At 61.1% G+C, this 12,100-nt stretch carries 5 protein-coding genes; 3 read left to right on the top strand and 2 right to left on the bottom strand.

Going from position 1 to position 12,100, the window contains the following annotated elements; all coding sequences use genetic code 11:
* From OCGS_RS04430 to OCGS_RS04420, 3 genes are all read left to right on the top strand, one after another.
* On the top strand, positions 1-3,514 hold a 3,514-nt coding region (locus tag OCGS_RS04430), incomplete at its 5' end, for a baseplate multidomain protein megatron (RefSeq protein ID WP_040610495.1).
* A gap of 53 nt (positions 3,515-3,567) precedes the next feature.
* The gene (locus OCGS_RS04425) at positions 3,568-3,948 is read left to right on the top strand and encodes a hypothetical protein (RefSeq protein ID WP_040610493.1); all 381 of its coding nucleotides are present in this window, start codon (positions 3,568-3,570) and stop codon (positions 3,946-3,948) included.
* A 75-nt stretch (positions 3,949-4,023) separates the two neighbouring features.
* Positions 4,024-5,100, top strand: a complete 1,077-nt coding sequence (locus tag OCGS_RS04420) for a DUF2793 domain-containing protein (protein WP_007426033.1) — start codon at positions 4,024-4,026, stop codon at positions 5,098-5,100.
* Positions 5,101-5,114: 14 nt separating this feature from the next.
* Here the strand turns inward: OCGS_RS04420 and OCGS_RS04415 are convergent, their stop codons facing one another.
* Complete coding sequence (locus OCGS_RS04415) at positions 5,115-8,339, bottom strand: pre-toxin TG domain-containing protein (protein WP_083848195.1); 3,225 nt, start codon at positions 8,337-8,339, stop codon at positions 5,115-5,117.
* The gene (locus OCGS_RS04410) at positions 8,273-12,085 is read right to left on the bottom strand and encodes an ankyrin repeat domain-containing protein (RefSeq protein WP_007426031.1); all 3,813 of its coding nucleotides are present in this window, start codon (positions 12,083-12,085) and stop codon (positions 8,273-8,275) included. Before OCGS_RS04410 ends, OCGS_RS04415 begins: the two co-directional genes overlap by 67 nt.
* Positions 12,086-12,100 lie beyond the last annotated feature (15 nt).

The raw sequence follows: 12,100 nt of genomic DNA, 5'->3' as shown, positions 1-12,100 counted from the left end.
CAGCTGGCGCTGGTATCCCGGCGACGAGACCCAGACCGCTGACCCGTTCATCGCCGCGAAGATGGGCGCGGCCAGCACGCCCGCCTATCGGGGCACCGCCTATGTCGTCTTCGAGGAGCTGGCGCTCTCGACCTACGGCAACCGCCTGCCGCAGCTTTCCTTCGAGGTGTTCCGGCCGCTCGCCGATCCCGACACCGCCGAGGGGTTGACCCGCGCCGTCACGATGATCCCGGCCTCGGGCGAGTTCACCTACGCGACGCAGGGCATCCGCAAAGGCAGCGGCGGGGCGCAGACTCCTGAGAACCTGAACGCGCTCTCGGACACCGCCGACATGGTAGTGGCGCTGGACCGGCTACAGGCCATGGCGCCGAAGGTGGAAAGTGTCAGCCTTGTGGTGGCCTGGTTCGGGAGCGACCTGCGCGCAGGCGACTGCACGATCCGCCCCGGCGTTGAGGTGTCCGAGAAGACCACGAGCCCGCAGACGTGGTCCGTGAACGGCGTGTCCCGCGCGGCCGCCCATCTTGTCAGCCGTGATGACCGGGACCGTCCCGTCTATGGCGGCACGCCGGCCGACTTCGCGGTCGTGCAGGCAATCAAGGAGATGAAGGCGCGCGGCCTGCGCGTGACCTTCTATCCGTTCATCCTGATGGACGTGCCGCCCGGCAACACCCTGCCCAACCCGTATTCCGACAACGCCGCCGAGACGGGCCAGCCGGTCTTTCCCTGGCGCGGCCGGATCACCTGCTCGCCCGCCGCAGGCTACACCGACAGCGTGGACAAGACATCCGCGGCGGCCGCGCAGGTCTCGGCTTTCTTCGGCAGCGCCAGCCCATCACACTTCGCGGTCTCGGGCGAGACCGTCTCCTGGACTGGCGCGGCGGGCGACTGGGGTCTGCGCCGCATGGTGCTTCACTACGCGCATCTCTGCGCAGCGGCGGGCGGCGTCGACGCCTTCCTGATCGGGACCGAGATGCGCGGGCTGACCACGATCCGCTCGGGCGCGTCCAGCTATCCTGCGGTGCAGGCGTTTCGCGCTCTGTTGGCCGACGTGCGCAGCATCCTCGGGCCGGGAACGGCGATCAGCTATGCTGCCGACTGGTCGGAATACTTCGGTCACCAGCCCAGTGACGGCTCGGGCGACGTGTTCTTTCACCTCGATCCGCTCTGGGCGGACGGCAACGTCGATTTCATCGGGATCGACAACTACATGCCGCTGTCGGACTGGCGTGACGGGTTCGAGCATGCGGATGCCGCCGAGGGCTGGCCAGCGATCTACGACCGCGCCTACCTGCAGGGGAACATCGCGGGCGGCGAGGGCTTCGACTGGTTCTACGCCAGCGCCGCCGATCGCTCGGCGCAGGTCCGCACGCCGATCACGGATGGCGCCGCCGGCAAGCCATGGGTGTTCCGCTACAAGGATCTGCGCAGCTGGTGGTCGAACCCGCATTACGACCGCCCGGGCGGTGTGGAGAGCGGGACGCCGACCGCGTGGGCGCCGGAGTCGAAGCCGATCTGGTTCACCGAGCTCGGATGCCCGGCTATCGACCGCGGCACGAACCAACCCAACGTCTTCTTTGACCCGAAATCCTCCGAGAGCTTCGTGCCGCACTTCTCGCGCGGCTGGCGGGACGATGCGATCCAGCGCGCCTATATCGAGGCGACCTACCTGTTCTGGGGCGACGCGGCGAACAACCCGCTTTCCGTGGTCTACGGCGGCCGGATGGTGCATGTGCCGGAATGTGCTGCCTGGACCTGGGACGCGCGGCCCTATCCCTTCTTCCCGGCGCTGACCGACGTCTGGACGGATGGCGCGAACTGGCGCCTCGGCCACTGGCTGACAGGGCGGCTCGGCGCGGTGTCGCTCGCGGCGCTCGTGCGGCATCTCTGCCTGCGCGCCGGGCTCGCCGAGTCTCGCATCGACGTCAACGGTCTCTGGGGCGCGGTCGAAGGCTTCGCCATCACCGCGCTGGAGAGCCCGCGCGCGTCGATCACCACGCTCGCGCGCCATTTCGGCTTCGACGCCGTCGAAACCGAAGGCGTGATCCGCTTCGCCATGCGCGGCCGCGCGGCGGTCGCGAGCGTCTCGCCAGACGATCTCGTCGCCGCCGGCGAGGGCGACGTTCTCGAACTGACCCGAGGCCAGGAGACCGAACTGCCGCAGGCCCTGAAATGGCAGGTCGCCCGCGCCGACGAGGATTACGATGCGGCTCAGGTCGAGGCCCGGCGCATCACCGTGGACACGACCCGGATCGCCTCCGAGTCCTTCCCGATGGCGGTGCCGCCCGAGGAGGCCGAACGCCGCTGCCGCCGCGCCCTCATGGAAGCCTGGACCGGCCGCGAGAGCGCGGTGTTTCGCCTACCTCCTTCGCGGCTGGCGCTCGACCCGGCCGATGTCGTGTCGTTCGTCCATGACGGGCGTGCTGTCCCTCTGCGGGTCTTCTCCATCGCCGACGCTGATGCACGGGGCGTCGAAGCCATCCGCCAGGACCGGGAGGCCTACGACCTGCCGCCCGGCGCGCCGCGGCCTTCGGCGCTCTCGCAGGCCGTGGTGTTCGGCGCGCCCGAGGCGGTGATCCTGGATCTGCCGCAACTGACCGAGGATCAGGCCGCGCATCGCCCCTTCGCCGCAGCGCACGCCGTTCCCTGGCCGGGCGAAATGGCGGTGTTCCGCAGCCCCTCGACGGACGGCTTCCAACTGCTCACCCGCTTCGGGACGCGGGCCCGGATCGGCGCGCTGGTCTCGGACTTCTACGCGGGGCAGACGTCACGCTTCGATCTCGGCAACGTCCTGGTGGTCGATCTGCTCTCGGGCACTTTGGAGAGTGTCACCGACCTGACCCTCTTCGGCGGCGCGAACGCGCTCGCCATCGAGAGCGCGCCCGGCGTCTGGGAGATCGTGCAGGCGGGCGCGGCGGAACTGATCGCCCCTGGCCGGTATCGACTGACCCGACTCCTGCGCGGACAGCGCGGAACCGAAGGCGCCATGGGCAATCCGACGCCCGCTGGCGCTCGGGTGGTGGTGCTCGACGACAGCCTCGCCTCCTTGCCCATCGCGGAAGTCGATCTCGGCATCCCTTGGAACTGGCGCATCGGCCCGGCGAGCCGCCCGGTCAGCGACGAGACCTATCTGGCGCAATCTTTCATGCCCGCAGGCGTCGGGCTGCGGCCGTTCTCCGTCGCGCATGTCGAGCAGCCGTGGCGTCGTCCCCGCGCGCCCGGCGATCTCACGATCCGTTGGACGCGCCGGTCCCGCACGCTCGCGGCCGACAGCTGGGGCGGGCTCGAGGTGCCGCTCGGCGAGGACCTGGAAGCCTACGAGGTCGAGATCCTCGACGGCGCCACCGTGACGCGCGTGCTGAGCGCGAACACCACCAGCGCCGTTTACACCAGCGCCCAGCAGACCGCCGACTGGGGCGCGCCGCTCGCCCCCGGCGACACGCTCAATATCCGCATCTACCAGCTCTCCGCGCCCGTCGGGCAAGGCGCGCCCAAGTCCGTGACGCTGAGCTTCTGAGACGGCGCAACGAGTTCTGGCCGGCCGCGCGCTCTCCGGCGTAGGCTCGGGACATGCGCCCCGAAGACGAAGACCGGATTGCCGCCCAACTTGCCAGAGTGATAGCCGTGGCCTGCGTGCGCAACACGCAGCTTGAGACCCTGCATGCCGGCCTGACGCCAGTCTCGCACGCTGGTGACGGTAGCGACGTTGTCGTCGTGGACGCGGACGGAAACCGTATTCCGTGGTCCGAGGTCTCGCGGATCAATGACGACGAGATGCGCGCGCTGATGCGCGAGATCGTGGACCGGCTCTACAACTTCCATCTGAGGATCGACGATCCCGCTTTTCGGGCCGAGATCGATCGCTGGGCCGCGATGACCGCGAAGTGGGACGCGCCGAAGCCCGACCCGGTTCTCTCGGCCATTCCGGCGGAGAAACCCGAACGCGGGTAGCCCGCCACCGCCCATCGCCGCGCCATTGCTCGCCGCCTGCCATGCAGGCGGCGTTCTTCGTTCTGGAGACCGCCCATGTCCGACACCACGACCCATCTGCTGCTCCCCTACATCCTGGCGGCGCAGGCCCAGAAGCACGTCACCCACAATGAGGCGCTGCGGATCCTCGACGGGCTCGTCCAGCTCTCCGTGCTCGACCGGGACCTGACCGCGCCGCCCGGCAGTCCCGCCGATGGTGAGCGATACATCGTCGGCTCGGGCGCCACCGGCGACTGGGCGGGCTGGGACCTGAACGTCGCTCTCTGGACCGACGGCGCATGGCTGCGGCTGCCACCGCGAACCGGCTGGCGCGCATGGGTCGAGGACGAGGGCTTGCTGCTCGTCTACGATGGCTCGGGATGGATCGGGACCACGCCGGACGCGCTGCAAAGCCTTGCGCTGCTGGGGCTCGGCACCACCGCGGACGCGTCGAACCCGTTTTCGGCCAAGCTGAACGCGGCGCTCTGGACGGCGAAGACCATGGCCGAGGGTGGCACCGGCGATCTGTTCTATACCATGAACAAGGAGGCCACGGGCGACGATCTCGGCCTGACGCTGCAGACCGGCTTCGTGACGAAGGCGCTGGTCGGGCTGTTCGGCTCGGACCGCTTCCGGCTCGCGGTCTCGGCCGACGGCATCACCTTCTTCGACGGGCTCAGCGTCGACAACGCCACCGGCATCGTCGACCAGCCCCAGCTGCCGCGGTTCAAGGCGTACACGAACTACGACAATTACGTTGGCGTCGGGACCTGGACGAAGATCGGCCTGAACAACACAGACGTCAACGATCAGGGCGTGTTCGACGCCGGGAACAACCACTTCGTGGCGCCTGTCGACGGCACCTACCTCTTCGGCGCCACGCTTCTCTACAAGGTCAACGCCAGCACGACCGCGCGCATGCGGGGGCGTCTCGTGCTGAACGGCACGACCGAAATCCCCGGCTCGTTCGGCGAGATCAGCGGCGAGCATGTCTCCGAGGCGACGGCCCTCTGGCTGCAAACCATGGTGTTCCTCACCGCGGGCGACACCGTCGAGCTACAGGGGTATTTCCGGGCCGCTGACGGCTACTTCGCCGCCGATCAAACGTCCTTCTGGGGTTTAAAGGTAGGCTAGATTGCTGAGTTGGACTAGGGCTCTCTTGGGATCTCGACGAACCATCTGAGACCATCGTCCGTCTTTTCGCTTAAAATCTCAGCGTTAGTCTTCGTCTCCCATAGCACCGTGCTAATAACATCATTGTCAACATCGACGGTGACCCCCGCTCGCCGCGCGCCTGTAGGAACCCCGCTTTGAAGGAATAGCAGACTTTCATTAACGCTGTCGTAGAAGCGGTCACCTTGGTTGAGAGCTTCGTCAATGAGACCCTCATCAATATTGCGCCCGTCAATCCACTTTCCAAGATGGTCAAAACCGCCTTCCGCGGATTGCCGCAGCTCTGCGTGAAGGCTCTTTGAATCCTCCCAAGGCAAGCGAACGCTATCAATCTCCAACGCACGATCGAATATTTTTTCCGCCCGCCTTCCCGCCACCCCGGCCTCGTTCAGTTTGTCAATCACTTTTAGGAAAAGCTTGCCCTTACTAGCGATACCTGCGGTCATTACGCCCAACACCGCCATGGTGCGAGCAATCTCCGACAGTTCCTCGCCAGTGATCATATCGGTTCCCGACACCGCTTCATAAAAATCTCTGGCTAAGCTAATGCCCGGCGTCAGTGCAGTGGCCAAGTCAAGCAGACTACCACTTAAGTCCATGAGCGCACGACCATCGTGCAGGTTACCAGAGTAGAATTCGGCCTGAGCGATCGCCCGCACTTCATCGGCATGATCTAGCGCTTCTAAGCGTCGCGACTGACCTGTGGAACTTAAGACGGGTCGGAGCGAACTTGAAAGCGCCGCTTGGGCCGAACGATTCCGTTCGAAGGTCTCGGCTATGGCCAATATTGACGTCTCCGGTAAATCTGATGCCGCTGAAAGTTCCCTCCGGAGAATGTTGCCGCTTATCGGATCCAAGACATGTATTGAAAACTCCGAAATGAGTCCCGATTCAAAGTATCGAAGTGAGCGGGCGTCATTAAGCAGGAGGTCTGCGATCTCGACTGCTCCTCCTTTGGCAAAGCGGTCAGCAGTCTCCAATGTGCTTAGGGCAACAGATCGCGCTGGGGATAAGAGCGGGAGCGCCATTCTGACCTTAGCCGCTTCCCGCAAAATGGCGTTAGCGCGCGGATCGCCTGGTTGCGCGACGAACTCTTTATTCACTTCGACGCCAACCGGGTTTGGGGCATTCGGTAGATAGGCGCTGGCCGGAATGTTGCTGAGCAGTACATCTCCGCCGCCAGCCTGCTCAACGATGGCAGACGTCAAAGCGGAATCGACGCCCGTCGTCTGGAGCCTGGTCAAAATGTCTTCCGATAGCGCCACGCCGTCGCCGGTCTTTCCTATAAATTCTTGACGATCTTGGATAATTGCTGCAGTCCGCCCCGCCGCTTGCACGCGAGCCGCGCTGATGGTTGAAGAGTTCTGGCCAGTCCATCTGGGCAGGAAGGCCTGACCCGCATCAGCGCTTTTCCTCAAGGTCTCGATACGGGCCTCCACTCCCGAGATCATTTGTTCCACCTCCTGTGCCACCGCGCGGATGCGCCCCCTATACCCCCCATCGTTGGAGCTTCGAAGTATGTCTACCGTCGGATTTCCGGAACCATCGGAAAACTGGTCGCCATAGTAGGTTCCACCGGCGTCGTCACCCCGGCAAAGGAAGAGGTCGCCTGCTTGATAGGTAATGCATGCTCCGCCGCCGCCTGCCTGAACGCGGATGAGACGCTCCGGCCCGCCTGTCTGCACCGGAATGCTGTGTCCGGGCACTTGGTTGTACGGGAGTCTTGGCGCTCGGTGTGCTGGGGGAAAGGTAAATGTCGGCTCCGTCAGCGCCTTGCAGGGGCGTGCGCGAAGACCGTCCAACTGGAAAAGGCGGTTTTCTCTCGAATCTTCGACCCGCTGCAGCGAGAAGTCGATCACGTCACCGATCGGCGCCAGCGACGCGTAGCTTTGGTAGGTCTCCAATGTCTCCCGCATAAGCATGGCCCCGTCCTCGAAATCTTCCAACGCCGACAGTCCATCGACGTCGAAACAGGAGGCCAGCAGCACCGCCTCGCGACGCGCCAAGAAGGCATATAAATCAGCGATGGAGCCTGCGACCTCCGATAGCCGAACGTTGTTGACGATCGAAGTCACCGTCGCGTCGGTGCCGTAGAGATCGCCAATCCTTGCTACCACTGCCGCGGTCAACTGTCGCGCCGTCTGCTTGCGGCGCAAAAGGTTGTAGCCGAACAGTGCCGCCCACTCAGCCTTCAGATCGTGGGTAAGCGCTTCCATTTCGGCATGCACGGGCTCGAAGGCCCTCAGCGACTCTGCATGAACTCTGGCGAACATGACCGCCTGCTCGGGTCGCGTGATCAGCTTATCGGGAAGTAGATCCAGTGCCTCTAGCAAGAAGCGTATCTGCCCTCTGATGCGGCGGCGACATTCTTTTTCCTCGTATCCCTCCACCCAACCCATTACGATGTACGGAATGGCGAGATACGGATTTCCAGTACTAATCGCTATACTGAGAAGAGCCGTGGAAACTTCCTTCGCGTCTTTCTGGTCCTCACTGAGTGCGCCGTTCGAGTCGATATCTCCCATATCGCCTTCGCCACCAACTACGTTCCCTTCCTCATCCATCCTTACGACAATGAAAAAACCGAAGCGCGCGTTAAGAGACTCGTTTGCCGCCTCCGAAAGTGCTAGTAGATCCGCAATCAGCGTCGATCTCCCTACATGACCCAATCCGTCTTCTTGCAACATGACTGGTGAGAATTCCTGGCCCAGGGCAGAAAGCGTGAGTTTAGAAAAATCTAGACTCTGCCTGATGGAAAGTAGAATGCCAAAGGCGGCCTGCGCGGCCTGCTCGCGGCGGAGAAGTGTGGCGAGCGAGTTATCATCCAGTCCCACCTCCTGGGACCGAATCATTGCCGTAGCGTCGATTAGATCCCTTGAAATCTGTTCGAGCCGCTCCTGGACCCGCTCATGACCGATGAGATGGTAGTTAAAAACGCGATTCCGATAGTCCATTTCTGCGAGTTCGCGCGATTGATCCCTAGCTTCGGTCTCTACCCAATCAAGCATCATGGCTCCGAACGACGGTTCGCAGGCAGCATGTGCGGCGGAATGAGCAAAGCAGGCCCACAACCCAGCGGCAATAATAGACTGTTGAACTCGAATCATTTCCGTTTCCCCTTGCAGGGCGCCTTTTAATTCAGCCCGATAGTAGAAATTAGCGCATCCCCCGTGCCATTCATTGCTGTTCGGGAAATCCATCGGTCGCCGGCTCCCGTATTTTGTTGGATACCGGCAAGAGTCGCCTCTGGCAGCTTCAGTGTTTCGCTCAGAAGGTCGGGGCCCACAAACTGTGCCACTTCAAGCGCATAAACCTGATAAAGCAGAATCTTGCGGTCAACTTCGGTGAAGAGCTGCTCTCGCAGGTCTGCAGTCGCAGCGGACCCTGCTTCCAGCGATCGCGCAACAGCCAACAGGCGTTCCCGCATATAGTCAAACACCTCGCGATTGCCAGCCGCGGCCTCCAGCATCTCGTCGATTAGAGCGATTATGAAATGAACGTCCTCGGCAGAGGCCGTGGAGCCGGCCTGAATTTGTTCCCGAACAAGGCGCACAGACTGGTCGAGCCCTGCGATATCGTTGGCAAGCTCGCGCGTACGGGCAACGGCGTTCTCAAGATACTTTTCTCGCGCGATATACGCGGACAGGGCGTTCATTGCTGCTGCAGTCGACTTGACCGCGGCGCCGTTGGAGGGATCAAGTTGCTCCAATCGATCAAAAAGGGTTCGAAGCTGCGCATAGGCATCCAAACGTTCCCTCGCACCGAAGCCACTCTTGAGATCGAAACGTTCTCCGGGGTCGGTCTCAACGGCAAACTCGATGGAGAACTCCTTGGTTGTGAACGGGCCGACTACAATTTCGAGCACTCCCTCACTCCGGTCGAAAACGTGAAACTCACCAGCTCGAAGCGGATAGGACTGTGTCCCTTGGCGCACTAGGATTGGCACGGGGCCGCGAAAAAGCGATCCCTCTTGTCCATCTTTGGGCAACCGCGTAAGGTTACGAACCGTCAGTTGCGGAGAGCAAACCATATCTGTTACGAAGTCGAACGAACAAGAAGGGATCGTCAGGTTGCCTCGAGCTGACAGTAGGACCGGACTAGCCCCGACCTCAGTTGCCGTGTAAATGTCTGAGAGTTGGACGTGGTCGATCCAGTATCCCGAAAGACTGTAGGTCCGTATATTCACATCATCGTTAGCCCGTGAAACGAAGCGAATGCCGGCAATGATGGGTAGGCTTAGAATTTCCGACTCACTCATGATGCCAGACGCCGGAATTTCGTCGAGCGCCGGAGTGCAACGTTTTTCACACGTTACAGCCCATCGGAGCTCGGGAAGAGCAAAGGAGCGAGCCGCTCCGTAGGCGTCAATTACTGTCTGAGGGGCATTCAGCGCCGTGCCATCGCCCCTCCGGACAAACCGACGCTGCAGCATGTTCACCAGAAACGCATTTGCGGTCGCGTTGTCCGTCGCATAGTTCAAATCTGAGAGTTGATAGGCGTTTCGTGGCGCAAGGGCGACCCCTGCGCCGCGCCGCAGCAATAAGATTGCCTCCTCCTGAAACCCTTTTTGAAGCGCGAGCGTCAAGGCAGTACGACCGAGGCCGTCCAACCCATCGATATTTTTTTCGGATGCGTCCAGTAAAGCCTGAAGCCGGACCATATCGTGTTCTTGCACCGCTACATGCAACGGCGGCAACGGCTTATCGACGTTCGCAATCGCCTCGATCAGTGCTGCTTGCGTTCGTCCATTCGCCCCTGCAAGGTCGAGCACCGTGTTGCCGCTTCGATCCCGCAAGCCCATGTCGAACCCGAGTTCAAGAAGTCTAGTTACAGCGCTTTGCTGACGACTGCCGAGAATGGGGCGGCGGTTTCCGGTCTGGCGCGTGTCGGCCTCGACCAGATGATGTAGGGCTGTACTCCGAGAAAATTTAGTTCCAACATGCGAGGGATCCACGCCCGAGCCCACGAGAGCCTCGACCATTGCGCTATCCCCGTTGAATAAGGCGATCTCCATCAACGTATCCTGAATGCCATCATGGCTATAGCCAGTTTTATGGAGTGCTTTCAGCAACTTTGGATTGCCTGAGGCTGCCGCATTTAAAAGGTAAGTCTGCGCTCCTGCACCAACTGGTGGCGTGGGCGCACCGTGGGAAACCAGAACTAACGCCATCTCTGCGTCGATCAGGCTGGCTAGCCCCAAAACGTGTGACAGGGCGGGATTAAGCCAGAAGGTGTCGAAATTGGTCTCAGTCGTTAAAACGTAATGCAACATGGGCGATCCATCGATCTCGACATCGAGACTGCCACCTAGCTCAAGAAGAAGATCTAGCGTCTTGCTGCTGCCGATGGAAAACGCCTTTTCTATCGCTCGGTCGTCGATCTTCGCGCCGTATCTTACCAACGACCGGATCAGTCGCTCGGCTTCAAAGATGCGCTCTTCGTCCGGCGTGCCTGGAACACTAAGAAAACCATACTGCCCCTCCTTGATAGCGATACCAAAGGCCGTATGAAGGATTGTACGCCCCATGGCGTCTTTCAGGTCTAGGTTCAAACCCGCAGCAAAGGCTGCTGCAACAATCCCGTCAACCTCTGGGAGGACGGCCCGAAGGTCGGCGAAGTTTATAGGCTCCTCATATCCGTCTGAAGCTAGGACGAAACCGTGCAGAAAGCTTCGCCCCTGCGGATCAACAGCGTTGACATCGGCGCCTGCGGCCACCAAGCGGAGCATCGCTTGAGAATGATATGCGCGTGCAGCGGCGCGTAGGGGCCAATCGTGGTCGGTCTTACGCGGGTCAGCGCCTCTGGCCACTAGTGCAGAGACCAGTTCAACATCGCCTAGACGCGCGGCGGCCGTTATAGGCCGCTCTTGTCCCGAACCGATGGCCGATGCTGGCAACTCTCGCTTGCCGAGCAGCCAAATTGCACGATCACCCGCCGAGCGTCTAATAAGATATGGAAGCAAATACCGGCCTTCCGAGTCCGGCCCTCGAATGATATCGTCTGGCAGATCGTTTTCACTGTATAATATGTCGAAGCGCTGCCACTGTTCGTTTCGTGCCATCGACACGAGGAGATCGAACATGACGGGTAGGCTACTATCCCCCGGTGCAGCGCCAAGTCGAATTATTTCGTGAACCAGCACCGGATCGCCCACGTCGATAGCCAGCTGTAATGCCGTTCGATCACCACTTAGATGCGGAGATTCTATATCCGCACCCATTTCTACGAGTATTCGAAGCGCCACGAGGACTGGATCGTCAAAGCCAGAGACAACCGGTTGCTCCATAATCGGCCCAAGTATGCCCCAACTTTCGGCTTGAGCGACCTCGTCTGCTGAAATGAAATCAGAAGTGATGTTCTCCATATTAATGCCAAGCTGCCCCAATCTTTCCAAGATCGCCACTTTTAGATAAGGCTGAGATTGTTCTGGGTGCACCCGAAGCCCCAGCACGGCTTCGAGCATCACATTATTCATAAGGCCATCGTTCCTTAATGCTATTTCTCGAATCGCATCTACGTTAACCGTTTGTCCTGCAACGAAAGCTGCAATAAAGGCGCTTTCGCTTTCTAAATCGGCGGCTTGAAGTATCTTCTGGAGGATGGTGTAGTCTCCAGTACGCACGCCCGCTTCTATAGCGAGCAAGATCTCCGCACCGTTAAGAATCCCCTGATTTTGAGTAAGAAGAGATGCGGACCGATCAATCTCGTTGTTCAGTATGGCTGAGGCGACATCCTCTGCGGTGGTATCTTGCGCATTAGATGGTTCGGCCGCTGCTATAATAATTAACGCGAAAGTGAGAACGATAGCAGAGGAAAGTTTTCGAAAAAAGTATCGGCTAGTTTCAACGCAGAGGTAAGCGTGAGACTTTTTCCTGTACTCTGCCGATGCGGACGGTTCGGCGGTGCTAAACTGCTGTACTGACTTGCGGCGGGCGTTACGGAACACGGCCGTCCTCCCTGT

It is taken from the genome of Oceaniovalibus guishaninsula JLT2003 (genome assembly GCF_000299575.1).
Taxonomy (GTDB): domain Bacteria; phylum Pseudomonadota; class Alphaproteobacteria; order Rhodobacterales; family Rhodobacteraceae; genus Palleronia; species Palleronia guishaninsula.
The sequence above is the reverse complement of the archived record's forward strand: the minus strand, read 5'-3'. Positions and strand labels throughout refer to the sequence as shown.

Coding starts and splice junctions, on each gene's coding strand:
- OCGS_RS04425 (WP_040610493.1), top strand. CDS start 3,568: ATGCGCCCCGAAGACGAAGACCGGATTGCCGCCCAACTTGCCAGAGTG.
- OCGS_RS04420 (WP_007426033.1), top strand. CDS start 4,024: ATGTCCGACACCACGACCCATCTGCTGCTCCCCTACATCCTGGCGGCG.
- OCGS_RS04415 (WP_083848195.1), bottom strand. CDS start 8,339: ATGGATTTCCCGAACAGCAATGAATGGCACGGGGGATGCGCTAATTTC.